Source organism: Streptomyces melanogenes (assembly GCF_014649795.1).
GTDB classification, from domain to species: domain Bacteria; phylum Actinomycetota; class Actinomycetes; order Streptomycetales; family Streptomycetaceae; genus Streptomyces; species Streptomyces noboritoensis.
In genome coordinates, this window is sequence record NZ_BMTS01000005.1 from 219,678 (window position 1) to 246,114 (window position 26,437).

Below are 26,437 nucleotides of genomic sequence, written 5' to 3' on the forward strand. Positions count from 1 at the left end.
CCGTACAACGACTCAGGATTACGCCAGGTCCCGCTTGGCGGCGATCTTCGAGGAGAGGCCGAAGATCTCGATGAAGCCCTGCGCCTTGGACTGGTCGAAGGTGTCGCCCGAGTCGTAGGTGGCGAGGTTGAAGTCGTACAGCGACTCCTCGGACTTCCGGCCGGTGACGACGGCGCGGCCGCCGTGCAGGGTCATCCGGATGTCGCCGGTGACGTGCTGGTTGGCCTCGTTGATGAAGCCGTCCAGGGCGCGCTTGAGCGGGGAGAACCACAGGCCGTCGTAGACCATCTCGCCCCAGCGCTGCTCGACCTGCCGCTTGTAGCGGGCGAGCTCGCGCTCGACGGTGACGTTCTCCAGCTCCTGGTGGGCGGTGATCAGCGCGATCGCGCCCGGCGCCTCGTACACCTCGCGGGACTTGATGCCCACGAGCCGGTCCTCGACCATGTCGATCCGGCCGATGCCCTGGCCGCCCGCGCGCTCGTTGAGCTGCTGGATCGCCTGGAGCACGGTGACGGGCTTGCCGTCGATGGCGACCGGGACGCCCTCCTTGAAGGAGATGACGACCTCGTCGGCCTCGCGCTGCTCGGCCGGGTTCGAGGTGTACTCGTAGATGTCCTCGATCGGCGCGTTCCAGATGTCCTCCAGGAAGCCGGTCTCGACGGCCCGCCCGAAGACGTTCTGGTCGATCGAGTACGGCGACTTCTTGGTGGTGGCGATGGGCAGGTTCTTGGCCTCGCAGAAGGCGATCGCCTTGTCCCGGGTCATCGCGTAGTCACGGACCGGGGCGATGCACTTCAGGTCGGGGCCGAGGGCGGCGATGCCGGCCTCGAACCGCACCTGGTCGTTGCCCTTGCCGGTGCAGCCGTGGGCGACCGTGGTGGCGCCGTGCTTCTTCGCGGCGGCCACCAGGTGCTTGACGATGGTCGGCCGGGAGAGGGCGGAGACCAGCGGGTAGCGGTCCATGTACAGGGCGTTGGCCTTGATCGCCGGGAGGCAGTACTCGTCGGCGAACTCGTCCTTCGCGTCCGCGACCTCGGCCTCGACGGCACCGCAGGCGAGCGCGCGCTTGCGGATGACGTCCAGGTCCTCGCCGCCCTGGCCGACGTCCACGGCAACGGCGATGACCTCGGCGCCCGTCTCCTCGGCGATCCAGCCGATGGCGACGGAGGTGTCCAGACCGCCCGAGTAGGCGAGTACGACGCGCTCGGTCACGGGTTTCTCCTTACGGTGCATTCGGTGATGGGTATAACTATGCAGTGCTCCGTATGTTTTGTCAACGAGAGGTCCCTCAAGAGAGGCAAGGGGGTGCCGGGAGCCCGGCCGGGGTAACGGTTGGGTCCCCTGAGAGGACGTCAGCGGGCGGGCCGCGTACGGTCTCCGGCATGATGCGTACCGCTCTCGCGCTAGGCGCGGCCCTGCTCGCGCTCGCGACCCCGGCCGCCACCGCGGACTCCTGCCCGTTCCACTCGCCGCACCTGCCCAACCGGATGGCCGACACCGGCGGCGGCACCCAGCTGATCACCGCCGAGGCCTCCTCCACCGGCGCCACCACGGGCACCGTGACCTGGTGGAACAAGCGCGGGCCGCTGTGGGTGGTGGCGGGCCGGGCCGACGCCAGGTTCGGCTCCAACGGGCTGGTCGAGGGCACCGCCCGCAAGCAGAGCACCAGCACCACGCCGACCGGCCTCTACGACCTGCCGTACGCCTTCGGCACCACGGCCGCGCCCGCCGGGACCCGGTTCTCCTACCGCCGCGCCACGGACAGGTCGTGGTGGTGCGAGGACACCGCCTCGCAGGCGTACAACCGCTGGGTGGAGGGCCTGCCCGCCGACTGCCGCGCGAGTGAGTCCGAGAAGATCACCGCCTTCCCGACGCAGTACGCCCGCGCCCTGGTGGTCGGGTTCAACTACGACCAGCCGGTGCGCGGGCGGGGTGCGGGGATCTTCCTGCACGTCAACGGGAAGGGGGCGACGGCCGGTTGCGTGTCCGTCCCGGCGGACGCGATGGCCCGCATCCTGGCCTGGGCGGACCCGGCCAAGCACCCCCACATCGCGATCGGCACGGCGTCCGGGCCGACCGCGATCACTCGTTACTGAACCGCTGTCCCTCAGCGGTCGTTCTGCGCCAGGCGCAGCAGATGGTCGGCCAGGGCCTGGCCGCCGGCCGGGTCGCGGCTGATCAGCATCAGGGTGTCGTCACCCGCGATCGTGCCGAGGATGTCGTGCAGTTCGGCCTGGTCGATGGCCGAGGCGAGGAACTGGGCGGCGCCCGGCGGCGTACGGAGCACCACCAGGTTGGCGGAGGCCTCCGCGGAGATCAGCAGCTCCGCGGAGAGCCTGCGCATCCGCTCCTCCTTGGCCGACTCGCCGAGGGGGGCCTTGGGCGTGCGGAAGCCGCCCTCGCTGGGTACCGCGTAGATCAGCTCGCCGCCGGTGTTGCGGATCTTCACCGCGCCCAGCTCGTCGAGGTCGCGGGAGAGCGTCGCCTGGGTGACGCTCAGCCCGTCGTCCGCGAGCAGCTTGGCGAGCTGGCTCTGGGACCGCACCGGCTGCCGGTTGAGGATGTCCACGATCCGGCGGTGGCGGGCGGTGCGGGTCTGCGGTACGGCGGGGCCGCCGAGCTCTTGGTCCTGCGCCTCGTCGGTCATCGTCGTCGTCTCATTCTGATCGTCCGTCCCCGTTGGTCACTGCGTCGAGGACGCCGGGCAGCGACTGGAGGAACGCGTCCACCTCCGCGTCACCGATGATCAGCGGCGGCATGAGCCGTACGACATCGGGGGCGGGCGCGTTGACCAGGAAGCCGGCATCCTGGGCCGCGCGCTGCACCTGGGCGGCGACGGCCTCGGTGAGCACGATACCCAGCAGCAGGCCCGCGCCACGGACATGGGAGACCAGCGGGTGCGCCAGCGCCTCGATTCCGCCCCGCAGCCGCTCGCCGAGCCGCTTCACCCGGTCCAGGGCGCCGTCGGCGGCCAGGGTGTCCAGCACGGCGAGTCCGGCCGCGCACGCCACCGGGTTCCCGCCGAAGGTCGTGCCGTGCTGGCCGGGCCGCAGGAGGTCGGCGGCCCGGCCGAAGGCGACGGTGGCGCCGATGGGCAGTCCGCCGCCGAGGCCCTTGGCGAGCGTGACGAGGTCCGGCTCGACGCCCTCGTGCTGCTGGTACGCGAACCAGGTGCCGGTCCGGCCGATGCCGGTCTGCACCTCGTCCAGGACGAGCAGCGTGCCGGTGGCCGCGGTGATCTCGCGGGCCGCCCGCAGATAGCCCTTGGGCGGGACGACCACGCCGTTCTCGCCCTGGATGGGCTCGATGACCACCAGCGCGGTCTCCTCGGTGACCGCGGCCCGCAGCGCCTCGACGTCCCCGTACGGCACATGGGTGACGTCGCCGGGCAGCGGCCGGAAGGGCTCCTGCTTCTTGGGCTGGCCGGTGAGGGAGAGCGCGCCCATCGTGCGGCCGTGGAAGCCGCCCTCGGTGGCGACCATGTGGCCGCGCCCGGTCAGCCGCCCGATCTTGAAGGCGCCTTCGTTGGCCTCGGCGCCCGAGTTGCAGAAGAAGACCCGGCCGGGCCGCCCGAAGAGCTCGATCAGCCGCTCGGCGAGCGCCACCGGGGGCTCGGCGATGTACAGGTTGGAGACGTGGCCGAGCGAGGCGATCTGGCGGGAGACCGCCTCGACGACGGCCGGGTGGCCGTGGCCTAGGGCGTTGACCGCGATGCCGCCGACGAAGTCGGTGTACTCGGTGCCGTCCACGTCCCACACCTTGGCGCCCGCGCCGCGCACCAGCGCGAGCTGGGGGGTGCCGTAGTTGTCCGCCATGACCCGCTGCCACCGCTGGGTGAGGCCGCTCATCATTCCCCCTGTCCGTCCGGCACGACCATCGTGCCGATGCCTTCGTCGGTGAAGATCTCCAGCAGGATCGAGTGCTGGACGCGGCCGTCGATCACGCGCGCGGTGGTGACGCCGTTGCGCACGGCGAACAGACAGCCCTCCATCTTGGGGACCATGCCGCTGGAGAGGTCGGGCAGCAGCTTCTCCAGCTGGCTCGCCGTGAGCCTGCTGATGACCTCGTCGCTGTGCGGCCAGTCCTCGTACAGGCCCTCCACGTCGGTGAGGACCATCAGGGTCTCGGCGCCCAGCGCAGCCGCAAGAGCCGCAGCCGCCGTATCAGCATTGACGTTGTAGACATGTCCGTCGTCCTGGGAGCGGGCGATCGAGGAGATGACCGGGATCCGGCCGTCCGCGAGCAGCGCCTCGATGGCGCCGGTGTCGATCGCGGTGATCTCACCGACCCGGCCGATGTCGACGAGCTCGCCGTCGATCTCCGGCCGGTGCTGGGTGGCGGTGATGGTGTGGGCGTCCTCGCCGGTCATGCCGACGGCGAGCGGGCCGTGCTGGTTGAGCAGCCCGACGAGCTCGCGCTGGACCTGCCCGGCGAGCACCATCCGTACGACGTCCATGGCCTCCGGCGTGGTGACGCGCAGGCCCGCCTTGAACTCGCTGACCAGGCCGTGCTTGTCGAGCTGGGCGCTGATCTGGGGGCCGCCGCCGTGCACCACGACGGGTTTGAGGCCGGCGTGCCGCAGGAAGACGACGTCCTGGGCGAAGGCGGCCTTGAGCGCCTCGTCGACCATGGCGTTGCCGCCGAACTTGATGACGACGGTCTTGCCGTGGTGGCGGGTCAGCCAGGGCAGCGCCTCGATGAGGATCTGCGCCTTGGGGAGCGCGGTGTGCTTGCGCGTGCTCATGAGCTGTACGCGCTGTTCTCGTGGACGTAGTCGGCGGTGAGGTCGTTGGCCCAGATGACGACGGGCTCGGCGGATCCGGCGGCGAGGTCGGCGGTGATCCGGACCTCCCGGTAGCGCATGTCGACCAGGTCGCGGTCCTCGCCGACCGAACCGTTCTTGCAGACCCACACGCCGTTGATGGCGACGTTCAGCTGGTCCGGGTCGAAGGCGGCCTTGGTGGTGCCGATGGCGGAGAGCACCCGGCCCCAGTTGGGGTCCTCGCCGTGGATGGCGCACTTGAGGAGGTTGTTGCGGGCGATGGAGCGCCCGACCTCGACGGCGTCGTCCTCGCTCGCGGCGTTCACCACCTCGATGCGGATGTCCTTGCTGGCGCCCTCGGCGTCGCGGATCAGCTGCTGGCCGAGGTCGTCGCAGACGGCCCGGACGGCCTCGGCGAACTCCGCGTACTCGGGGGCGACTTCGGCCGCGCCGGAGGCGAGCAGCAGCACGGTGTCGTTGGTGGACATGCAGCCGTCGGAGTCGACCCGGTCGAAGGTGGTCCGGGTGGCGGCGCGCAGGGCCTTGTCGAGGGTGGCCGCGTCCAGGTCGGCGTCGGTGGTGAGGACGACGAGCATGGTGGCGAGGCCGGGGGCGAGCATGCCCGCGCCCTTGGCCATCCCGCCGACGGTCCAGCCGTCCTTGGTGACGACGGACGTCTTGTGGACGGTGTCGGTGGTCTTGATGGCGATGGCGGCCTTCTCGCCGCCGTGCGCGCAGAGCTCGGCGGCGGCCGTCCCGATGCCGGGCAGCAGCTTGTCCATCGGGAGCAGTACGCCGATGAGCCCGGTCGACGCGACGGCGACCTCGCCCGCGCTGTGGCCCTCCAGCACCTCGGCCACCTTCTCGGCGGTGGCGTGGGTGTCCTGGAAGCCCTTGGGGCCCGTACAGGCGTTGGCGCCACCGGAGTTGAGGACGACGGCGGTGACCGCGCCGCCCTTGAGGACCTGCTCGGACCAGAGGACCGGCGCGGCCTTGACGCGGTTGGAGGTGAACACGCCGGCGGCGGCTCGGCGGGGCCCGGTGTTGACCACGAGGGCCAGGTCCGGGTTGCCGTTCTCCTTGATCCCGGCGGCGATGCCCGCCGCCGTGAATCCCTTGGCTGCCGTCACGCTCACGGCGCAACTCCGATCGTGGTCAGGCCCGTGGTCTCGTCGAGGCCCAGGGCGATGTTCATGCTCTGCACCGCGGCGCCCGCGGTGCCCTTGGTCAGGTTGTCGATGGCGGCGACCACCACGATCCGGTGGGCGCTCTCGTCGTACGCGACCTGGATCTGCACGGCGTTGGAGCCGTACACGGACGCGGTGGCGGGCCACTGCCCCTCGGGGAGCAGATGGACGAACGGCTCGTCGGCGAACGCCTTCTGGTACGCCGCCCGTACGGCCTCGGCGCCCACCCCCGGCTTCGCCTTGGCGGAGCAGGTGGCGAGGATGCCGCGGGCCATCGGGGCGAGGGTCGGCGTGAAGGAGACGGTGACGGGCTCCCCGGCGGCCGCGCTGAGGTTCTGGACCATCTCGGGGGTGTGCCGGTGGCCCCCGCCGACGCCGTACGGCGACATGGACCCCATGACCTCGCTGCCCAGCAGGTGCGGCTTGGGGGCCTTGCCCGCGCCGGAGGTGCCGGAGGCCGCGACGATCACGGCTTCCGGTTCGGCGATGCCGCTCTCGTACGCCGGGAAGAGCGCGAGCGAGACGGCGGTGGGGTAGCAACCGGGGACCGCGATGCGCTTGGACCCCTCCAGCGCGGCGCGGCCGCCCGGCAGTTCGGGCAGCCCGTAGGGCCAGGTCCCGGCGTGCGGCGAGCCGTAGAACCTCTCCCAGTCGCCGGCGTCCTTGAGCCGGAAGTCGGCGCCCATGTCCACGACCAGCACCTCGTCGCCGAGCTGCTCGGCGACGGCGGCGGACTGCCCGTGCGGCAGCGCCAGGAACACGACGTCGTGGCCGCGGGCGAGCACCTCGACGGTGGTCGGCTCAAGGACGCGCCCGGCCAGCGGCAACAGGTGCGGCTGGAGCGCGCCGAGCCGCTGCCCGGCGTTGGTGTTCCCGGTCAGGGCACCGATCTCGACGCCGGGGTGCGCGAGGAGCAGCCGCAGCAGCTCCCCGCCCGCATACCCGCTCGCCCCGGCCACTGCCGCTCGTACCGCCATCGAAGCCTCCTCGTCGATGGCATGACTATACGCAGCTATGCAGTTTTATGCAAAGGTCTTCAGTGCCCCCGGTTCAGTACCCCGTCGGCCGCACCAACCCGCTCTCGTACGCGAACACCGCCGCCTGGGTGCGGTCGCGCAGGCCGAGCTTCACCAGGATGCGGCTGACGTGGGTCTTCACCGTCTGTTCGGCCACTACCAGAGCGGTGGCGATCTCCGCGTTGGACAGGCCCTGGGCGATCAGGGACAGGACCTCCGTCTCGCGTTCGGTCAGGGTGGCCACGCGGTCCTTGAGCGGGGTGCGGGGGGCGCCCGCCGTGCGGGAGAACTCGGCTATCAGGCGCTTGGTGATGCCGGGCGCGAGCAGGGCGTCGCCCGCCGCCACCACCCGTACCGCATGCGCCAGTTCGGCGGCGGAGGCGTCCTTCAGGAGGAAGCCGGAGGCGCCCGCGCGCAGGGCCTCGTAGACGTACTCGTCCAGGTCGAAGGTGGTCAGGATGAGGACCTTGACCGTGGCGTCGGCGGGAGCGGTGACGCGGCGGGTGGCCTCGATGCCGCCGAGCTCGGGCATACGGACGTCCATCAGGACGACGTCGGGGGCGAGTTCGGCGACCTTGGCCACGGCGTCGAGGCCGTCGACCGCCTGGCCGACCACCTCGATGCCGGGTTCGGCGTTGAGCAGCACCGTCAGGCCCTGCCGGACCATCATCTGGTCGTCGGCGATCAGGACGCGGATGGCGGTGGTCGTCATGGGGTGTCCTCGGTGGGGTTCGTGGCGGTGGTGCGGTCCGTGGGCAGGAGCGCCGTGATCTCGTAACCGCCCTCCGGGGTCGCGCCGGTGGCCAGTTCGCCCCCCAGCATCGCAGCCCGCTCCCGCATCCCGAGCAGACCGTGCCCGGTGCCCGGCGAGGGCGGAGCGTCCCTGGTGGGCGGGGTGTTGGTGACGCGGACGGTGAGCGTGGCCGGGTGGTAGCCGATCGCCACGCGCACGCTCGCCCCGGGCGCGTGCCGCATCGCGTTGCTCAGCGCCTCCTGGACGATGCGGTACGCGGAGAGCCCGACGCCCGGAGCGAGCGGGCGCGGGGTGCCCGCGGTCTCGGTGGCCACTTCCAGACCGGCGGCCCGGACGCCCGCGACCAGTTCGCCGAGCCGGTCGAGGGTGGGCTGCGGGGCGTGCCGGACGCCCTCCGCCTCCGGGTCCGCGGAGCGCAGCACGCCCAGGACCCGGCGCAGTTCGGTGAGCGCCTGGACGGCGTTCTCGCGGATGCCCGCCAGGTTCTCGGTGAGCTCCGGGGGCGGGTCGGCCACCAGGTGCGGGGCGACCTGGGCCTGGATGGAGATCACCGACATGTGGTGGGCGACCACGTCGTGCAGCTCGCGGGCGATGCGGCCGCGCTCCTCCAGGAGGGTGCGCCGGGCCCGTTCGTCGGCGGTGAGCACCTCCTGCTCGACGAGGCGGGAGCGGGCCACCCGGCTGGCGCGCAGCGAGGCACCGACCATCACGGCGGTCCCGAAGGCGATGGCGGCCCGGGTGACGTCCTGGTTGTGGCTGCGGCCCGACAGGGCCAGGTCGAGCAGCCCCGACCCGACGGTGATGACCAGCGCGGAAGCCGCGACCCGGGGCCGAACCCGCAGCGACAGCAGGAGCAGCACCACGGTGTGCAGCGCGATCCCGGCGACGCTCCACGGCCACACCCGGCCCTCGGGGACCGTGGCGCCCACGGACTCCGCCGATACGAACATCGCGGCCGTGGAGAGCCACCAGGCGGCCACCGGGCGGGAGAGCGCCATGACGACGGCTCCGGCCTGCGCCACCGCGCACACCGCGACGAAGGCCCTGGCCCACCCCGCCGCATACGTGTACTCCACCCCGTTGGTGATCCCGACGGCCAGCGCGAACAGCACCACATGGACGTGCGGCAGCCAGCCCAGCACACCTTGGCGCGGCAGCGGGTCGCGCTCCGCCGTCCACAGCTCCCGGCGCATGCCGCGCGCCCCCGCCTTTACGGCTTCCACCAGCCGTTTCCTGTCCACGCGCAAGCCCCCCTCGACGATCCCGCCCACCCTAGGCACGCTCCACCACCGCCCCGCTCCCGGCCCGGTGCACGCGCACGACCCGGCCGCCGCCGCGCGTACGCCCGCCGCCCTGCTCGTACGTACGGAACGCGGCCCAGCACACAAGCAGCGCCCCCGCGAACACCGGCAGCCAGGCAAGGCGGGCGAGGATCCAGCCCACGCCGTCGGGCACGGTGTGCAGGCCCGATAGCGGGCGGCCCGCGAGCAGTCCGGTCGCGGTGACGGCGATCATCGCGGTCTGGTGCCAGAGGAAGACGGTCATCGCGTACAGGTTGAGCAGGGCCACCGCCGCCCAGGCCGCCGGGCGGCGCAGCACCCGCCGCAGCGGGCCGAGCAGCAGCAGGGCCGCACCGCACTGGGCGAGGCCGAAGGTGACGGCCGCGAGGGTGGGCGGGTTCAGGTTGGAGACGGCGGCGCCGGGCACGCCGACCATGGACGCCGGGTAGCCCGCGCACAGCACGAGGGCGGCGGTGGCGGCGGCGCCCCCGACGAGCAGCACCAGGCCCGTGGTCCGGGACCGCAGTCCGCCGCGCGCCCGCAGCGCGCCCAGGCAGTACGGGACCATCCAGCCCGCCGCCACGTTGATCCAGCCGAGCGCGGCGGGGCCGTCGAGGCCGAAGCGGAACAGGTCGACGTAGAGCACGACGGCCAGCGGCCACAGCGGGTGCACCCGGGCGAGGAGCGGCGTCGCCGCCGTCAGCGCGGTGAAGACCAGCAGGAACCAGAGCGGCGACAGGACCAGCTTGAGCAGCGCGTGCACGGTGTCGTAGCCGGCCCCGGCGGCGAACAGCGCGACCGCGGCCGCCGTCCACGCCACGAGGACGGCCGCGACCGGCCGGAAGAGGCGGGCCAGGCGGGTGCGCAGCCACTGCCCGTACGTGGTGCCCCGGGCGCGGGCCGAGGCGTAGCCGCTCGCCGCCACCTGCCCGCCGACGAAGAAGAACACGGCCAGGGTCTGGAACGTCCAGGAGACCGGCGCCAGTTCGGGCATCTGCTGCAACGGGCTGACGGCGCGCAGGGTGCCGCTGTCGGCGACCAGTGCGGTGACCAGCCAGTGGCCGAGCACCACACCGAGGATGGCGAAGGCCCGCAGGGCGTCCACGGCCCGGTCGCGGTCGGGCGGGGTGGCGGCGTCGACGCGCCGGACGAGCTCACGCATGGCGGCGCTCCTCGGTCGGGGTGTGTCCGGAGGCGATCAGGGCGATGGCGCGCAGGGAGCGCGAGCCGGGTGTGAGGTAGTCGCTGTGGCCGCCGGTACCCGCGTCGAAGACCCGCGCCCCGAACGCCGTCGACACCGGGTCCGTGCCGAACCCGACGGTGGTGACCAGGAGCGGAAGCCGCAGATGGGGGACGTCGGCGATCCAGTCGCCCGAGGCCCGGCCCGCCCAGACGGCGGCCCGGGTGTGCAGTTGCCCCACGTCGTGGACGCCGGTGCCGGGGCTGCCGTACAGGACCAGGGTGTCGGCGCGCAGCTCGGGAGCGGCCCGGGCGCAGACGACGGAACCGTAGGAGTGGCAGAGCACGGCTATGCGGGCGCCAGGCTTGGCGGAGCTCAACTCTCGTACAAACGTGTCGAGTTGAGGTGCCGCACGGTCGGCCCGGCCCGTCGTCAGGGACCCGGTGCTGCCGGTGGCCGGGGTCGGGTAGCCGAGCCAGGCGACCACGGCGGACCGGGGGCCCATCTCCCGCTGGAGGGCCTCGGCACCGGCGCGGAAGCGCCCGTACTTGTCGAGGCTGGTGTCCGAGCCCGGCACCAGGACCGCGATCCGGTCGGCGTGCGCGAGGTCGCCGACGACCTCGGCGGTGCGCCCGCCGTCGCGGCCGTCGAAGGAGAGGAAGTGCCGCCCGGCCCCGGCCATCGTGCGCAGCGCGGCGGCCCGTCGGCGGTCGCCGTGCCCGTCGGCCATCCGCTCGGCGGCTCTGATGCCGTCGCGGGCGGCGCGGTAGCGCGCGTCGAGCGCGGCCGGGGTCGCGGACCTCAGCGGCGCGAGGGCGGCCGGGGCGGGGGCCGGTACGGCCGCGGGGCGCACCGCGCCCGCCAGCGGCAGCGCCACCGAGGTGACGACGAGCGCGGCGAGCAGGGTGCGCAGCGCGCGGGGGCGAGGGGCCATGGGTGGGGTCCTTCCGTACCGGCCGGTGCGCGTCGACTCGGCTCACTGCCTGCGCGCTTGCGGTACCGAAGTTATGGATCAAGGCCCGTCGCCCGCGTCCGACCGGGGAGTGCACCTTGCGCGTAGCTCCGAAGTACTACGAGTACGGGCCGGGTCGCCGAACTGCCCGCCCCCGGCGGTGAGATCCTTCACCACGAGGACGAGGAGGAGCTCCCGTGGGTGAGAACAAGCGGCTCATGCTGGCCGGTGAGTGGTACCTGCCCGACGACCCCGAGCTGGGCGCCGACACCGAGCGCCGGATCGCTCGGTGCGCCGCCTACAACGCGGCGGGCGGCGCCCCGCCCGCCGAACGGCACAAGCTGCTGGCTCAGTTGCTGGGCGAGGTCGACGAGAGCGTCCGGGTGCGGCCGCCGTTCCACTGCGACTTCGGCTACAACATCAGCATCGGCGCCGGTACGTTCGTGAACTTCGGCGCGGTGTTCCTGGACACCGGCCGGATCACCGTCGGCAGGGACGTCCAGATCGGGCCGAACGTCCAACTCCTCACACCCACCCATGAGTTGGATGCCGAGCGGCGGCGCCAGGGGTGGGAGAAAGCCGAGCCGGTGACGATCGGGGACAACGTGTGGCTCGGCGGCGGGGTGATCGTCTGCCCCGGGGTGAGCATCGGCGCCGACACGGTGGTCGGCGCCGGATCGGTGGTCACCAAGGACCTGCCCGCGGGGGTGCTGGCGGTGGGCAACCCGGCGAGGGTGATCCGCGAGCTCGGGTGAGGCCGTCCGCCGCTACCCCGCCAGGCTCATCAGACTCAGGTGCCAGCGATGGGCGCCGCCGGTCAGCGTTACCGTCGACAGCGGCCGGACGTCGACGTTCCAGTACGCCGACGGCGGCGCCTTCAGGGCGTACACCAGCGCCGCCCGGACGACCGCGGGTTCGGCCACCGCGACCATCGCGCCGTCCTCGGCGGGGCGGGTGTCCAGCCAGCCCCCTATCCGGGCGATGAAGCCGAGCAGCGGCTCGCCGCCGTGCGGGGCCGCGCGCGGGTCCGCGAGCCAGGCGTCGACGGCCTCGGGCTCGCGGGCCGCGACCTCGGCCAGCGTGTACCCGCGCCAGCGGCCCATGTCGCAGTCGCGCAGCGCGGGCTGGGCCATCGGCGCGTACCCGAGGGCCTCGCCGGTGGCGCGGCTGCGCGCGGTCGGCGAGCAGTAGCGCAGCTCGGCCGCGCCCAGCGGCGCCAGGGCGTGCGCGGCGAGCGCGACCTCGTGCCAGCCCGCCCCGTCGAGCGGGCGGTCGTCGTCGAAACGTTCCGCCAGCAGCGCCGAGCAGCGCGCCGCCGCGACCAGCGTCAGCCGGACAGTCATGGCCGAGATCGTGCGACCGAACGCCCGGCTGGTCAAGGGCCCGGGGCCGCGAGCGGTCCCCGTCAGGCCGCTCCCCGGGCTCCCACCTCGTCATATGCCGTACGCAACCGTCGTACGCCCTCCTCGATCTCGGCCCGGCCCGCCACTCCCGCGAAGCACAGCCGGAGGTGGGCGGCGGGGGGCTCGGCGCTGAAGTAGGGGCGGCCGGGGGCGACGGCGACGCCGAAGCGCAGGGCCGCGGCGGCGACCGCGTCCTCGGGCGTGCCGTCCGGCAGCCGCAGCCAGAGGTGGTAGCCGCCCAGGGGCAGGTGCGGCACCTCCAGGTCGGGGAGGTGGCGGGCCAGGGCGGTCGCCATGGCCTGCCGGCGGTCCCCCAGCTCCTGGGACACCGACCGCAGATGGCGGGGCCAGGCCGGGGAGCCGACCAGCTCCAGGGCCGCCTCCTGGAGCGGGCGGGGTACGAAGAAGCTGTCGACGACCTGGATCGCGCGCAGCCGCTCCAGGACCGGACCGCGGGCGGCGAGCGCGCCGACGCGCAGGCTGGGCGAGGTCACCTTGGTGAGCGAGCGGACGTGCACGACCACGCCGTCCGGGTCGTCGGCGGCGAGCGGCGCGGGCAGCGGACCCGCGTCCGCGTGGCCGAGCAGGCGCGCGAAGTCGTCCTCGATGACGAACGCCCCGAACTCCCTCGCCACCGCGCGCACTTCGGCCCGCCGGGCCGGGGAGAGCACCGCGCCCGTCGGGTTCTGGAAGAGCGGCTGGCTGACCAGGACCCGGGCGCCGGTGGCCCGGAAGGCGGCCGCGAGCAGGTCGGGGCGCACCCCGTCGGTGTCGGCCGGGACCGGCACCGGCCGCAGCCCCGAGGAGCGGGCCACCGCGAGCATGCCGGGGTAGGTGGGCGACTCCACCAGGACCGGCGCGCCCGGCGCCGCGAGCGCCCGCAGCGCCGTGGTGAGCGCGGACTGGCCACCGGCGCAGATCAGCACCTCGGCGGCGGTGACCGTGCCGCCGATCTCACGGGCGAACCAGTCGCGCAGCTCAGCGAGACCGTCGGTGGGCGGCCGCCCCCAGGCGCCGGGGCGGCGGCCGGCCCGGGCGAGGGCGGCGGCCATCGCGCGCTCGGGCTGGAGGGCGGGGGCGAGGTAGCCGCCGTTGAACTCGATCACCCCGGGCGGGGGCGCGGCGAGGGTGGCCAGGACCCCGGAGGCGTCGACCGCGCGCGGTATCGCGTCGGTGGCGCCGTCGGCGCTGAGCGACACCTCCTGCCAGGAGGTGTCACCGGGGCGGGAGGCGGGGGTGCGGGGCTCGGCGCGGAAGACCCCGGCGCCGGGCCGGGTGACGACCAGGCCCTCGGCGGCGAGCTTGGCCAGCGCCCGCGAGACGGTCACCGGCGAGACCCGGTAGCGCTCGACCAGCGCCCTGCTCGACGGCAGCTTTCCACCTACGGAATAGCGGTCGAGGTCTCCTTTAAGGATGTTCGCCAGTTCGGCCACACTGCTACGCTCTTGCATGACAGCACAGGATAGCGCTACCGCCCGGACCTCGATAGCGGTCGACGAGCCCCGGACCACCTCCGCGGCCCCGGACCCGGCCACCGCCTCGCGCCAGGGCGCGCTCCTCGCCGGGCTCGGCGTCATCGCCTTCTCCCTGACCTTCCCGGCCACCGCCTGGGGCCTGGAGAGCTTCGGCCCGTGGTCGCTCGTCGCTGTCCGCAGCCTGCTCGCCGGGCTGATCGCGGGTGCGTTCCTGCTCGTGGGCCGGGTACCGCTGCCCGAGCGGCGGCACTGGGCCGGGCTCGCGGTGGTCGCGGCCGGGACCGTGGTCGGCTTCCCCCTCCTGACCACGCTCGCCCTCCAGACGTCGACGACCTCGCACGCGGCGGTCGTCGTGGGCCTGCTGCCGCTGACCACGGCCGCGCTCTCGGCGCTGCGGACCGGCCGCCGCCCCTCCCGCGCCTTCTGGGCCGCCGCGCTGGCCGGGGCCGGGGTAGTGGTCGCCTTCACCGTCCAGCAGAGCGGCGGCGCCCTCTCCACCGGCGACCTCTACCTCTTCGGAGCACTGCTGATCTGCGCCGCCGGATACACCGAGGGCGGACGCCTCGCCCGGGTGATGCCGGGCTGGCAGGTGATCGGCTGGGCGCTGATCCTCACCCTGCCGCTCGCCGTCCTCGGCTCGGCGGTCGCACTCGCCGCCGAACCGGTCCACCTGAACGCGCACGGCGTCCTCGGGGTGCTGTGGGTGGCCGCCGGGTCGCAGTTCTTCGGGCTGTACGTCTGGTACCGGGGCATGGCCGCCATCGGCGTGCCCCGGGCCAGTCAGCTCCAGCTGGCGCAGCCGCTGCTCACGCTGGTGTGGGCGGTCCTGCTGCTCGGCGAGCACCTCTCCCCGGCCGCTCCGCTGGCCGCGGCGGGGGTGCTGGTCTGCATCGCCGTGACCCAGCGCGCGGCGGCCTGAAACCGCCCGGGCGGCGCCACTCGTGGCCCGTCCGCACGGGCTCAACTCGGCGGTGGCGCCCTAGAATGAGCACATGCGAGCGAGCGTGGGCGACCGGCTGCTGGTCCACGGCAGAACCGTCGGACAGCACGACCGGAACGCGGAAGTCATCGAGGTACTGGGCCCCGACGGGTCCCCGCCCTACCGGGTGCGTTTCGACGACGGGCACGAGACCCTGATGTCCCCGGGGCCCGACACCGTCGTCCAGCACCCGGCCGAGGAGTAGGCGGCCCGGTCACGGCCGCACCCGTCCCGGGTAGTGGTCCGCGACCACCCGCGCCATGGCGCCGATCGGGTCCAGGGCCACGTCCTTCGCCGAGAAGAAGCAGTGGCCCCGCACGGAGGCGTACTTCCGCGTGAACGTGAGGTGCCGGGACAGCTCCGCCGGGTCCTGCCAGGCGGGCGGCTGGGCCGGGTTCCCCGCCTTGTACAGCGCCTCCCCGATGATCAGCTGGGTGCCGCTGCCCCGCGCCACCGCGTCCCACCAGGGCACGAGCTTGGCGTAGTCGGCGGCCTGGAAGCCGATGTTCCAGTACACCTGCGGGCAGATGTAGTCGATCCAGTGCTCGCGCACCCACTTGCGGGTGTCGGCGTACAGGTCGTCGTAGGTCTGCACCCCGGCCGTGGTCGGTGAGCCCAGCGGGTCGGTCGCCGCGTTGCGCCAGACCGCGAACGGGCTGATCCCGAACTTCACGCGCCGGCGGATCTGCTTGATCCGGGCGGCCGTCTCCCCTACCAGCCGGTCGATGTTGTCGCGCCGCCAGGCGGCCCGGTCCGGGAAGCCGCCGCCGTACCGGGCATAGGCCTCGTCGTCGTCGAACGTCTGCCCGGCCACCGGGTACGGATAGAAGTAGTCGTCCCAGTGGACCGCGTCCACGTCGTAGCGCGCGACCGCGTCCAGCATCGCGTCCTGCACGAACCGGCGGACCTCGGGCAGCCCCGGGTTGTAGTAGAGCTTTCCGCCGTACGCCACGACCCAGTCGGGGTGCACGCGCGCGGGGTGGGTGGGCACGAGCCTGGACGGGTCGGTGTGGTTGGCCACCCGGTACGGGTTGAACCAGGCGTGCAGCTCCAGGCGGCGCCGGTGGGCCTCGCGGACGGCCGTGCCCAGCGGGTCCCAGCCGGGGTCCTGGCCCTGCGTGCCGCTGAGGTACTGGCTCCACGGCTCGTACGGCGAGGGCCACAGGGCGTCGGCGGTGGGGCGGACCTGGAGCGCCACCACGTTGAGTCTTCGGGCCTCGGCCCGGTCGAGGTGGGCGAGGAGCTCGGCCTCCTGCTGGGCCGGCGGCAGACCCGGTTGTGAGGGCCAGTCGAGGTTGGACACCGTGGCCAGCCACATGCCGCGGAACTCCAGGGGCCGCGGCGGGTGCCAGGGGCGGGCCGGGCCGGGGGTCGCCAGGACCCCGGGCGCACCCTCCGCGGCACTGGCCGCACCCGCTGTGACCAGGCCGTTCATCGCGCCCGCCGTTCCGGCCGCGAGGGTCCCCGCCAGGAGTCCCCGCCGAGTGATCCGTCCCACTTCACGACCCCCTCGTCGCTACGAATGTCCGGTGTTGCGCACAGCATGCCCGCCCCACCCCGTGATCCACACGCAGGCGCGGAGTAACGTCGTGGGGTCGGGACGGGCGCCGGAATCACACGGGGGACCCGCCGGGACTTTTTCTGTCAGAAGCGAAAGGCACGATGTGACCGACATCGAACGCGTCGGAGTGGTGGGCTGCGGCCAGATGGGGGCCGGCATCGCGGAGGTCTGCGCCCGCAGCGGCCTGGACGTGAAGGTCGCCGAGACCACCGGCGAAGCCCTGGAGATCGGCCGTACCCGGCTGCACAACTCCCTTTCGAAGGCCGCCGAGCGCGGCAAGATCACCGTGGAGGAGCGCGACGCGACGCTCGCCCGGCTGAGCTTCACCACCGACCTCGGCGAGTTCGCCGACCGGGATCTCGTCATCGAGGCCGTGGTCGAGAACGAGCAGGTCAAGACCGAGATCTTCCAGGTCCTCGACCAGGTGGTGACCCGCCCGGACGCGATCCTGGCCTCCAACACCTCCTCCATCCCGCTGGTGAAACTCGCGGTCGCGACCTCGCGGCCCGACCAGGTCATCGGCATCCACTTCTTCAACCCGGCCCCGGTGCAGAAGCTCGTCGAGCTGATCCCGGCGCTCACCACCTCCGAGGGCACCCTCAGCCGGGCCCAGGCCATGGTGGAGAAGGTCCTCGGCAAGCACGCGATCCGCGCCCAGGACCGCTCGGGCTTCGTGGTCAACGCCCTCCTCATCCCGTATCTGCTCTCCGCGATCCGGATGTTCGAGTCGGGCATCGCCAGCCGCGAGGACATCGACAACGGCATGGAGCTCGGATGCGCCCACCCGATGGGCCCGCTCAAGCTGTCCGACCTCATCGGTCTGGACACCGTGGCCTCCGTGGCGGACTCGATGTACGACGAGTTCAAGGAGCCGCTGTACGCGGCGCCGCCGCTGCTGCAGCGCATGGTGGACGCGGGACGCCTGGGCCGCAAGACCGGGTCCGGGTTCTACACGTACGCCTGAGCACGTCCGAGGCATCTGTCGCCGGGCCCGGCTCCTCTGTGTGAGGGCCGGGTCCCGCCGCGTTCACACCCGGTGTGCGGCGCGAGCCCGCATATGCTCTTCGCACACTCTCCCGCCCCTGGAACAGGGCGAGTTGACTCCTTGGCGAAAAGTCAATGGCGATCCGCCACAACGACGAAGGAGCCTCGCCGTGCCGAGCGACCCCGGCCTACCGATGGCCGTCGATGAACTGTTCGAGTTACGCCGTTCCCTGGAAGTGGGCCTGGCCCGCATCGACGGACAGCTGACGCTGCTCACCCACCGCGACGACCAGAGCGAACGCGAACTGACCGAGCTGGGCGTGCGGGTGGCGTCCCTGGAACACACGAGGTGGCCGCTGCCCGCGCTCACGGTGCTCACCGCCCTCGGCGCGCTGACCGTGGCGGTGTGGCAGGCGCTGGGGCGGTGAGCGGATGACGGCCGATCAGCCGTCGCCGAGCCGCATGTGGTGCAGGAGCAGGAGTCCGGCCGCCATGTTGGCGGCCGGGACCTCGCCGCGGGCGATCATGTCGGGTACCAGCTTGAGCGGTATCCACTCGCGCCGCGACGACTCGAAGTCGTCCTCGGGGTGGCCGATGTACTCGGCCGACTCCGACCAGTAGAGGTGGTGCCGGGCGTCGATGAGCCCGTTGGCGGGCTCGACGGTGAGGAGATGGCGCAGCGGGCCCGGCCGCCACCCGGTCTCCTCCTCCATCTCGCGGGCGGCCGCGGCCGCGATGTCCTCGCCGTCCTCGACGACGCCGGCGGCCAGCTCCCAGCCCCAGCTGTCGGTGATGAACCGGTGCCGCCACAGCAGCAGCACCTCGTTGGCCTCGTTGACGGCGGTCGCCACGGCGACCGGGCGGAGCCGGATCAGGAAGTGGTCCAGGTGCCGCCCGTCCGGGAGGGCGACGTCGGCGAGATTGACCCGGAACCAGCGGTTCTCATACACAGTTTGTTCACTCAGGTTCGTCCACTGCACGTTTTTGCCACCTTCCGACAAGTAGATGGCAATATCGCAGCAGGCACGCGCTCACAGGGGAACGCGCAATGCCCCGTCGATCAGCTCGGCGGCTTCGTCGGCGCCGGCGCAACCGCTCTCGACCAGGTGCTCGCGTACGACGCGCAACCGGTCGCGCAACCGCTGCGACTCCATCCCCCGGGCCCGCTCGGCCATCTCGACCGCCGTCGCGACGGCCCGGTCCACCTCGCCCTGCCGGAGCTCGATCTGCGCCAGCATCGCCAGGCGGTGCACCCTGCCCCGGTCGTGCGAGGGGGCGTGCGCCGCCAGTCCCGCCTGCTCGCGCGCGGCCGGCAGATCGCCGAGCCGCAGCAGGGCCTCCGCCACCTGGACGTTGACCAGGCCCGGCTGGACGTAGCCGGTCTCGGCGGGTTCGTTCTTCGGCCGGATCCGCTCGGCCGCCCGCTCGGCGCCCCGGATCGCCCCGAGCGCGCTGCTCCCGTCGCCGAGGTGCGCGTACGCCTTCGCCTGCATCGCGTGCAGATCGGCGGCCAGCGCCGGGGTGAGCTGGTGGCCCGCGGCCCGCAGCGCCGCCTCCGCGAAGGCGACCGCCTGGCGGTAGTCGCGCATGAACAGCGACTGGTTGACGAGCAGGGCGATCACATACGCGCCGAGACCCCGGTCCCCGCTCGCCTTCGCGAGGCGCAGCGCCTGGTGGAAGTAACGCTGCGCCAGGCCCTGGGCGTTGGAGTCGTACGCGCAGATCCCGGCGATCGCGACAAGCCCGCCGGTCGCCCGGTGCAGCTGGCGGCCGGTCGCGTCGGTGTAGCAGCCGCGCAGCAGCGGCGCGGTCTCGGAGTTGAGGAAGCCCACGATGCGCGAACGGGTGGCGATGCCCCCGGCCTTGCGGTACATCAGCTCGTAGTGCGCGCGGGCCGCCCGCAGCATCTCGATGTCACCCTCGCTCACCGCGGTCTGGCCGTGCCGCGACACATCGGTGTCCTCCGGCGGGTTCTCCCACTCCCACACCGGCATCACGGCCGGGGTGCCGGTGACCGCGGGCGCGCCCAGTATGTGCGGGCGCTGCTGCTCGTCGGAGCGCCACAGGGCGGTGGCGCGCTCCACGAACCCGGCCAGCGGCGAGCCCACTTGCGCGGCCGGCTCGCCCGGCACGCCGAGCCCGATGTCGTCGAGGGTGACCGGCCGGTGCAGCCGGGCCGCGAGCACCTCGCAGATCAGGTCGGGCACCTGGCCGCGCGGCCGCTGGCCCTTCAACCACCGGGCCACCGCGGTGTGTTCGTACTTCAGTGCCAGGCCTCTGGCACGGCCGGCCTGGTTCACATGGGCCGCGAGCCCGGCGTTCGAGATGCCGGCCTCGTCGACCAGCGCGTCGAGCAGGGTATTGGGCTGCATCAGGCCCTCCGTTGGCTCGGTGGACCCAGCGTAAACGAGGCGCGTTCACACGGGGTGTGAAGGGAGTACTCGCATTTATGCGCCGCGCACTCTGCCGCGGCGGGGCGGCGGCCGATTGACTGAACTGCCTCTCCACAGAGGCGTGCCGGGCCGCCGGCTCCCCCTCGTACAGTGCGGCGGCCCGCTCCCGGCGCCGCCGGTCCTGCCGAACTGCCCGTCACTCCGCGGCAGGGCCGACGGCGCACGCCAGAGCCTGACCGGGGCCGCCTCAGCGCTGCGCCTGCGCGGTCCGCACGGCTCCGGGCTGCGCGGGCACGCGCACCCGGTCGTTGCGCAGCACCATCAGCGCCACGTCGTCGGCCAGCCGTCCGCCGGTGTGCCGCAGCAGCTCCCGCTGTACGCAGTGGACCACCGCGGCGGGTGACAGCGGGGTGTCCAGGGCCGCCCGGGCGAGTACTTCCTGCAGCCGGAAGAACCGCCCGGCGCGGTCCCGGGCGTCCTCGGCGCCGTCCGTGTGCAGACACAGGGCCTCCCCGGGCAGCAGCCGGGTGCAGCGGTGCAGCGGCAGTTCGGCGGGGAGCGGGAAGGAGCCGAGCGGGGGCAGCGGGTCGCCGGGCAGCAGCGGCTCGGCGCCGCCGCACAGCCGATAGGGCCACGGATGGCCGCAGTTGAGGGCGAGCACCAGGCCGTCGGAGCGGATCTCCAGGAGCAGTACGGTCACGAACTCCTCGGCGAGCGGGCTGTCCGGCGCGCCCGCGCAGCTCGCCGGGTGCTCGGCGCGGGCCCGCTCGCGCAAATGCCGTTGCAGCGCCCGCTCCAGGCGCCGCAGCACGCCCGCCAGGTCCGGCTCGTCGTGCGCGGCCTCCCGGAAGCTGCCGAGCACCGCCGCGACCGCCGCCAGCGAGCCGAGCCCGTGGCCGCGCACGTCGCCCATGACGACCCGCACCCCGTACGGCGTGGCCATCGCCTCATACAGATCGCCGCCGACGACCGCGCCCCGGCCCGCGCAGAGCTGTCCGGCGGCGACCGTGAGCCCGTCGAGGCGGGGCGGCGGGGGCCGCAGTAGCACGCGCTGGGCGGCGTCGGCGACCTCTTGGACGAGCCGCAACTCCCGTGCCGCGCCCAGCCGTACGCCGTGCACCAGGCAGACCACCGCGATCAGGAAGGCCGCGCAGGTGGCGATCCGCAGGCCCATGGACTCGTCGGTGGCCAGCGGGCAGGTCAGCTGCCAGACGACGACCAGGACCAGCCACAGGACGGGCAGCGACAGGGCGAGCCCCCGGCCCGTACCGAGGGCGCTCGCGCAGGCCGCCGTCCAACTCCTGGTACGGATCATGCCGTCGGCCCCCCTGGCCTCTGCACCGTTCATCCCTGTACCGGCCATCACCGGTCGCCCCGGCCTTCACGACCGGATTGATTCTGTCGACGGTGCGCCCCCTTTTGCGTACATCGCTCCCTCTTCTCACCCGAACGAGTGAGAAGGCATGAGGGCATGCGCGAAGGGCGCATCCGGTGGTCCGGATGCGCCCTTCGAGGGTCCTGCCTGGGGTGTTACGCCCCGCGGAGCACCGCGCCCGTGCGCTCGGCGGCCAGGGCCACCGCAGCGTCGCGGGCGGCCGAGGCCTCCTCGACGGTCAGCGTGCGGTCGGCGGCGCGGAAGCGCAGCGCGTACGCCAGCGACTTCTTGCCCTCGCCGATCTGCTCACCGGTGTAGACGTCGAACAGCCGGATGGACTCCAGGAGTTCACCGGCGCCGCCGCGCAGGAAGTACTCGACGACGGCGGAGGGGACCTCCGTGTCGACGACCAGCGCCACGTCCTGGGTGGCCACCGGGAAGGTGGAGATGCGCGGCGCCTGGAGGGCGCCCTCTCCGGCCTTCGCCAGCAGGTCCAGGTCGAGCTCCATGGCGCAGGTGCGCTCGGGCAGGCTCAGCGCCTTGACCACACGCGGGTGCAGCTCGCCCGCGTGGCCGATCACCACGATCTCGCTGTCGACGACGACGGCGAGCTCGGCGCACCGGCCCGGGTGCCACGGCCCGTACTGGCCCTGCTGGACGATGAGTTCGGCACCGGCCTCGGCGGCCAGGGTCCGGGCGGCCTCGACCGCGTCGGCCCAGTCCGCCGGGCGGCCCTTGCCCCACCAGCCGGCCTGCTCGCGCGCACCGGCGAGGACGACGGCCGCGTGCCGGGGCTGCGCGGGCAGCACGGCGTCGAGCGCGGCGATCTCCTCGTCGGTGGGGCGGCGGTCGACGGGCAGCTGGACGGCGACGCCCTGCTGCTTGCCCGGCTGGAAGACCAGGCCGGTCTCGAAGAGCGCCAGGTCGTGGCTGCCGCGGCCGTCGTTGCGGCGCAGCGCGGTGAGCAGCCCCGGCAGCAGCGTGGTGCGCAGCGCCGGCTCCTCGTCGTTGAGCGGGTTGACCAGCTTCACGACGCGGCGGGCCGGGTCGCCGGCCTCCAGGCCCAGCTGGTCGAAGACCTGCTCGGAGACGAACGGGTAGTTCAGCGCCTCGACGTAACCGGCGCCCGCGAGCGCGCGGCCCGCGCGGCGGTGCAGCCGCTGCCGCTCGGTCAGCCCGCGCCCGGCCGGGGGCCTGGGCAGCGTGGAGGGCAGGTTCTCGTACCCCTCGAGCCGGATGACCTCTTCGGCGAGGTCGTTCTGCTCGGTGAGGTCGGGGCGCCACGAGGGCACGGTGACGACGAGCTCGTCCTGCCCGTAGACGTCGCAGCCGATCTCCTGGAGGCGGCGCACGACGGTCTCGCGGCCGTAGTCGACGCCCGCCACCTTGTCCGGGTGGTCGGCGGCGACGGAGATGGTGCGCGGCGCAGAGGGCGCGATGACCTCGGTGACACCGGCCTCGGCGGTGCCGCCCGCGAGCAGCACCAGCAGGTCGACGGTCCGCTGGGCGGCCGCGGAGGCGGCCTGCGGGTCGACGCCGCGCTCGAAGCGCTTGGACGCCTCGGAGGACAGCTTGTGGCGGCGCGCGGTGCGGGCGATGGCGACCGGGTCGAAGTGCGCGGCTTCGATGACCACCTCGGTGGTGCCGGTGACCTGTCCGGTCTCCGGGTCGGTGACCGAGTCGGCGATCTCCGTGTTGGCGCCGCCCATCACACCGGCCAGGCCGATCGGGCCCCGGTTGTCGGTGATGACCAGGTCGGCGGCGTCCAGCTTGCGCTTGGCGCCGTCGAGGGTGGTGAGCACCTCGCCGGGCTCGGCGCGGCGGACCCCGATGGGGCCGTCGACGCGCGTGCGGTCGTAGGCGTGCAGCGGCTGGCCGAGCTCGATCATCACGTAGTTGGTGACGTCGACGGCGAGCGAGATCGGCCGCATGCCGGCCTTCTGGAGGCGGCGCTGGAGCCAGATCGGCGAGCGGGCCTCGGGGTCGAGGCCGCCCACGGTGCGCGCGGTGAAGCGGTCGCAGCCGATCGGGTCGGCGATCTTCACCGGGTAGCCGTACGAGTTGGGCGCGGGCACGTCGAGCAGCGCCGGGTCGCGCAGCGGCAGGCCGTACGCGATGGCGGTCTCGCGGGCCACGCCGCGCATGGAGAGGCAGTCGCCGCGGTTGGCGGTGACGGCGATGTCCAGGACCTCGTCGACGAGCTCCAGGAGCTCGATGGCGTCGGTGCCGGCCTCGTGCTCGGGCGGCAGGACGATGATGCCGCCGCTGCCGTCGTCGCCCATGCCCAGCTCGTCGCCGGAGCAGATCATGCCGTGCGAGGTCTTGCCGTACGTCTGGCGGGCCGCGATGGCGAAGTCGCCGGGCAGCACGGCGCCGGGGAGCACCACGACGACCTTGTCGCCGACCTGGAAGTTGCGCGCGCCGCAGACGATCTCCTGCGGCTCGCCGGTGCCGTTGGCCGTGCCGACGTCGACCGTGCAGAAGCGGATGGGCTTCTTGAAGCCCTCCAGCTCCTCGATGGTCAGCACCTGGCCGACGACGAGGGGGCCCTTGAGGCCGGCGCCGAGCTGCTCGACGGTCTCGACCTCGAGGCCGGCGGAAACGAGCTTGGCCTGGACGTCACGGCCGGTCTCCGTCGCCGGCAGGTCGACGTACTCCCGCAGCCAAGAAAGCGGGACCCGCATCAGATCTCCATCCCGAACGGCCGGGTGAACCGGACGTCACCCTCGACCATGTCTCGCATGTCTTCGACGTTGTGGCGGAACATCAGCAGGCGTTCGATGCCGAAGCCGAAGGCGAATCCGCTGTACTTCTCGGGGTCGACGCCGCAGGCGACGAGCACCTTGGGGTTGACCATGCCGCAGCCGCCGAGCTCGATCCAGCCCTCGCTGGAGCAGGTGCGGCAGGGGCGGTCGGGGTTGCCGACGGACTCGCCGCGGCACACGTAGCAGACCATGTCCATCTCGGCGGACGGCTCGGTGAACGGGAAGAAGTTCGGCCGCAGCCGGGTCTTCATGTCCTGGCCGAAGAGCGACTGGACCATGTGGTCCAGGGTGCCCTTGAGGTCCGCCATGGTCAGGCCCTCGTCCACGGCGAGCAGCTCGACCTGGTTGAAGACCGGGGTGTGCGTGGCGTCCAGCTCGTCCGTGCGGTAGACCCGGCCGGGGCAGATCACGTAGACCGGCGGCTCGCGGTCGAGCAGCGAGCGGATCTGCACCGGGGAGGTGTGCGTGCGCAGCACCGTGCCCGAGTTCGCGCTGCCGTCGGCGGCCTGGACGAAGAAGGTGTCCGCCTCGCCGCGGGCCGGGTGGTCCGGGCCGATGTTGAGCGCGTCGAAGTTGAACCACTCGGCCTCGACCTGCGGGCCCTCGGCGACCTCGTAGCCCATGGCCACGAAGATGTCCTCGATGCGCTCGGAGAGCGTGGTCAGCGGGTGGCGGGCGCCGGCCGGTACGCGGTCGTACGGCAGCGAGACGTCCACCGCCTCCTCGACCAGGACGCGCGCGTCGCGCTCGGCCTCCAGCTCGGCCTGGCGGGCGGCCAGTCCCTTGTTCACGGCGCCGCGGGCCATGCCCACGAGCTTGCCCGCCGCGGCCTTGGCCTGCGGCGGCAGGGCGCCGATCTCGCGGTTGGCGAGCGACAGGGGCGAGGTGCCGCCGGCGTGCGCTGTCTTCGCGTGTGCGAGCGCTTCGAGGTCACCGGCCGCGGCGAAGGCGGCGAGCGCCTCGTCCCGCATGCGCTCGATCTCTTCCGGTTTCAGTGCCTCGACCTCAACAGGGTCGTACGACTTATTGGGTGCCGACATCTCTTCCCGTACTTCCGATTGGCTTGGCTGGGGGTCCCGCCACCGCGACAGCGACTCGACCGCGCGAGCGCGACGACACGGACACAAACGCGCCAAAGGTCGAGTCTAACGGGGTGCGGGTACGCACATGCGCCCGTGGGCTGCCCGGCGGTCCTTACTGGAGGTAGGCCGGGGCGCCGACGGGCAGGATAAATCGGAACTCGGCGCCGCCGCCGGAGCCGCGGCCCACGGTGATGGTGCCGCCGTGCGCCTCGACGATGCCCTTGACGATGTAGAGGCCGAGGCCGGTGCCGCCGCGTTTGCTGCCCCGCCAGAAGCGGGTGAAGACACGGCCCATCGACTCCTCGGGGATGCCGGGGCCTTCGTCGCTCACGGTGACGGCCGTTCCCTTCTCGTCGTGCTCGTCGATGCGGACGGGCGCGGGTGCCACCTCGATGGTGACGGTTCCCGCGCCGTGGCGCACCGCGTTTTCCAGCAGGTTGCCCAGGACCTGGTCGATCTTGTCCGGATCCGCCCACAGATCGGGCAGCGGGCGCTGGATGCGGACGAGGAAGCGGTCGGGGGCCTGCCCGGAGGCGACATGGGCCTGGATGTGGCGGCCGACGGCGGCCGCTATGTCCACCGGCTGGCGGCGCACCTCCAGACGGCCGGAGTCGATCCGGGAGATGTCGAGCAGCTCGGCGATGAGCCGGGTGACGCGGTTGGCGTCGGCGTCGACGGTCTCCAGCATCAGCCGCTTCTGGTCGTCCGTGAACCGCTCCCACTTGGCGAGCAGCGTGGCGGTGAACCCCTTGACCGAGGTCAGCGGCGAGCGCAGTTCGTGGGCGACGGTGGCGATCAGCTCGGCGTGGCTGCGCTCGGTGCGCCGCCGGGCCTCGGTCGAGCGCAGGCTCACCACGACCCGGCGCACCGGGCCCGTGGGGTGCTCGCGCACGTACCGCGCGGAGACCAGCACCTCGCGCCCGCCCGGCAGCAGCAGATTGCGCTCGGGCTGGCCGACGCGGATGGCGAGGCCGCCGTACGGGTCGGTCAGCTGCCACCAGCGGCGGCCCTTGAGGTCTTCGAGGGGCAGGGCGCGCTCCAGCTCCACGCCGAGCGCGTCGTGCTGGGAGACGGCGGTGATGCGGGCGGCGGCCGCGTTGAAGCAGATGACCCGGCCCTTCTCGTCGGCGACGACGAGACCGTCGGGCAGGTCCTCGGGGTCTATCCCCAGGGCGTCCGGTCCACCGGCAGGGCGCACCAGGGCATTGTCACCGATGGTCCTCACGCCGACAGCCATCCCCGTATCCCACCTCTCCGAAGCACACAGTGGGCCCCCGAGCCCGTCACAC

General features: G+C 73.0%; 25 protein-coding genes. 6 read left to right on the plus strand and 19 right to left on the minus strand.

Annotated elements, in window-relative coordinates; genetic code table 11:
- Positions 1–18 precede the first annotated feature (18 nt).
- Positions 19–1,212, minus strand: a complete 1,194-nt coding sequence (locus IE252_RS13405; RefSeq protein ID WP_190089597.1) for an argininosuccinate synthase — start codon at positions 1,210–1,212, stop codon at positions 19–21.
- Between the two features lie 173 nt (positions 1,213–1,385).
- Between IE252_RS13405 and IE252_RS13410 the strand changes: the two genes are divergently transcribed.
- Entirely contained in the window at positions 1,386–2,096 is a 711-nt protein-coding gene (locus IE252_RS13410; protein WP_190089813.1) for a L,D-transpeptidase family protein, read from the plus strand.
- Between the two features lie 11 nt (positions 2,097–2,107).
- Here IE252_RS13410 and IE252_RS13415 read toward each other — a convergent pair whose 3' ends face one another.
- The 9 genes from IE252_RS13415 to IE252_RS13455 form a co-directional block, all read right to left on the minus strand.
- The gene (locus IE252_RS13415) at positions 2,108–2,647 is read right to left on the minus strand and encodes an arginine repressor (RefSeq protein ID WP_190089598.1); all 540 of its coding nucleotides are present in this window, start codon (positions 2,645–2,647) and stop codon (positions 2,108–2,110) included.
- Positions 2,648–2,657: 10 nt separating this feature from the next.
- A complete protein-coding gene (locus IE252_RS13420; protein ID WP_190089599.1) occupies positions 2,658–3,848 on the minus strand; it encodes an acetylornithine transaminase in 1,191 nt (396 codons plus the stop codon).
- Entirely contained in the window at positions 3,848–4,744 is an 897-nt protein-coding gene (gene argB / locus IE252_RS13425) for an acetylglutamate kinase (RefSeq protein WP_190089600.1), read from the minus strand. Before argB ends, IE252_RS13420 begins: the two co-directional genes overlap by 1 nt.
- Complete coding sequence (argJ, locus tag IE252_RS13430; protein ID WP_190089601.1) at positions 4,741–5,898, minus strand: bifunctional glutamate N-acetyltransferase/amino-acid acetyltransferase ArgJ; 1,158 nt, start codon at positions 5,896–5,898, stop codon at positions 4,741–4,743. Before argJ ends, argB begins: the two co-directional genes overlap by 4 nt.
- Entirely contained in the window at positions 5,895–6,926 is a 1,032-nt protein-coding gene (argC, locus tag IE252_RS13435; protein WP_190089602.1) for an N-acetyl-gamma-glutamyl-phosphate reductase, read from the minus strand. Before argC ends, argJ begins: the two co-directional genes overlap by 4 nt.
- Positions 6,927–6,999: 73 nt before the next feature.
- Positions 7,000–7,677 (minus strand): response regulator, encoded by a 678-nt coding sequence (locus tag IE252_RS13440; RefSeq protein ID WP_190089603.1) that lies wholly within the window; start codon positions 7,675–7,677, stop codon positions 7,000–7,002.
- The gene (locus IE252_RS13445; RefSeq protein ID WP_190089814.1) at positions 7,674–8,912 is read right to left on the minus strand and encodes a sensor histidine kinase; all 1,239 of its coding nucleotides are present in this window, start codon (positions 8,910–8,912) and stop codon (positions 7,674–7,676) included. Before IE252_RS13445 ends, IE252_RS13440 begins: the two co-directional genes overlap by 4 nt.
- Positions 8,913–8,991: 79 nt before the next feature.
- Positions 8,992–10,161: an acyltransferase family protein gene (locus tag IE252_RS13450; RefSeq protein ID WP_190089604.1), complete on the minus strand. Its 1,170-nt coding sequence runs from the start codon at positions 10,159–10,161 to the stop codon at positions 8,992–8,994.
- A complete protein-coding gene (locus IE252_RS13455; protein WP_190089605.1) occupies positions 10,154–11,113 on the minus strand; it encodes an alpha/beta hydrolase in 960 nt (319 codons plus the stop codon). The genes IE252_RS13450 and IE252_RS13455 overlap by 8 nt, the downstream gene beginning before the upstream one ends.
- 215 nt (positions 11,114–11,328) lie before the next feature.
- Between IE252_RS13455 and IE252_RS13460 the strand changes: the two genes are divergently transcribed.
- Positions 11,329–11,886, plus strand: a complete 558-nt coding sequence (locus IE252_RS13460; protein ID WP_190089606.1) for a sugar O-acetyltransferase — start codon at positions 11,329–11,331, stop codon at positions 11,884–11,886.
- 12 nt (positions 11,887–11,898) lie between these two features.
- On the opposite strand, the gene IE252_RS13465 is transcribed toward IE252_RS13460, so the two are convergent.
- Together IE252_RS13465 and IE252_RS13470 are read right to left on the minus strand one after the other, a co-directional pair.
- Complete coding sequence (locus tag IE252_RS13465; protein ID WP_190089607.1) at positions 11,899–12,474, minus strand: histidine phosphatase family protein; 576 nt, start codon at positions 12,472–12,474, stop codon at positions 11,899–11,901.
- Between the two features lie 62 nt (positions 12,475–12,536).
- Entirely contained in the window at positions 12,537–13,985 is a 1,449-nt protein-coding gene (locus IE252_RS13470) for an aminotransferase-like domain-containing protein (protein ID WP_190089608.1), read from the minus strand.
- Here IE252_RS13470 and IE252_RS13475 point away from each other — a divergent pair.
- Together IE252_RS13475 and IE252_RS13480 are read left to right on the plus strand one after the other, a co-directional pair.
- Positions 13,984–14,928: a DMT family transporter gene (locus IE252_RS13475; RefSeq protein WP_190089609.1), complete on the plus strand. Its 945-nt coding sequence runs from the start codon at positions 13,984–13,986 to the stop codon at positions 14,926–14,928. The genes IE252_RS13470 and IE252_RS13475 overlap by 2 nt on opposite strands.
- Before the next feature lie 73 nt (positions 14,929–15,001).
- Positions 15,002–15,193, plus strand: coding sequence for a DUF1918 domain-containing protein (locus IE252_RS13480; protein WP_190089610.1), 192 nt, complete (start codon positions 15,002–15,004; stop codon positions 15,191–15,193).
- A gap of 9 nt (positions 15,194–15,202) precedes the next feature.
- Here the strand turns inward: IE252_RS13480 and IE252_RS13485 are convergent, their stop codons facing one another.
- Positions 15,203–16,486 (minus strand): glycoside hydrolase family 10-like protein, encoded by a 1,284-nt coding sequence (locus IE252_RS13485; RefSeq protein ID WP_229848312.1) that lies wholly within the window; start codon positions 16,484–16,486, stop codon positions 15,203–15,205.
- A gap of 166 nt (positions 16,487–16,652) precedes the next feature.
- Here IE252_RS13485 and IE252_RS13490 point away from each other — a divergent pair, with 166 nt between their 5' ends.
- On the plus strand, positions 16,653–17,513 hold the full coding sequence (locus IE252_RS13490) for a 3-hydroxybutyryl-CoA dehydrogenase (protein WP_190089611.1): 861 nt from the start codon (positions 16,653–16,655) through the stop codon (positions 17,511–17,513).
- A gap of 190 nt (positions 17,514–17,703) precedes the next feature.
- Entirely contained in the window at positions 17,704–17,961 is a 258-nt protein-coding gene (locus IE252_RS13495; protein WP_229848314.1) for a hypothetical protein, read from the plus strand.
- A gap of 15 nt (positions 17,962–17,976) precedes the next feature.
- On the opposite strand, the gene IE252_RS13500 is transcribed toward IE252_RS13495, so the two are convergent.
- From IE252_RS13500 to IE252_RS13525, 6 genes are all read right to left on the minus strand, one after another.
- Positions 17,977–18,513, minus strand: coding sequence for an NUDIX domain-containing protein (locus IE252_RS13500; RefSeq protein ID WP_190089612.1), 537 nt, complete (start codon positions 18,511–18,513; stop codon positions 17,977–17,979).
- 51 nt (positions 18,514–18,564) lie between these two features.
- A complete protein-coding gene (locus IE252_RS13505) occupies positions 18,565–19,905 on the minus strand; it encodes an NsdA family TPR-like regulatory protein (RefSeq protein ID WP_101387465.1) in 1,341 nt (446 codons plus the stop codon).
- 268 nt (positions 19,906–20,173) lie between these two features.
- Positions 20,174–21,241: a PP2C family protein-serine/threonine phosphatase gene (locus IE252_RS13510; RefSeq protein WP_190089613.1), complete on the minus strand. Its 1,068-nt coding sequence runs from the start codon at positions 21,239–21,241 to the stop codon at positions 20,174–20,176.
- A gap of 215 nt (positions 21,242–21,456) precedes the next feature.
- Complete coding sequence (gene pheT, locus IE252_RS13515; protein WP_190089614.1) at positions 21,457–23,985, minus strand: phenylalanine--tRNA ligase subunit beta; 2,529 nt, start codon at positions 23,983–23,985, stop codon at positions 21,457–21,459.
- Positions 23,985–25,106, minus strand: a complete 1,122-nt coding sequence (pheS, locus tag IE252_RS13520) for a phenylalanine--tRNA ligase subunit alpha (protein WP_190089615.1) — start codon at positions 25,104–25,106, stop codon at positions 23,985–23,987. The genes pheT and pheS overlap by 1 nt, the downstream gene beginning before the upstream one ends.
- Before the next feature lie 154 nt (positions 25,107–25,260).
- The gene (locus IE252_RS13525) at positions 25,261–26,385 is read right to left on the minus strand and encodes a sensor histidine kinase (protein WP_190089616.1); all 1,125 of its coding nucleotides are present in this window, start codon (positions 26,383–26,385) and stop codon (positions 25,261–25,263) included.
- Between the last annotated feature and the right edge of the window lie 52 nt (positions 26,386–26,437).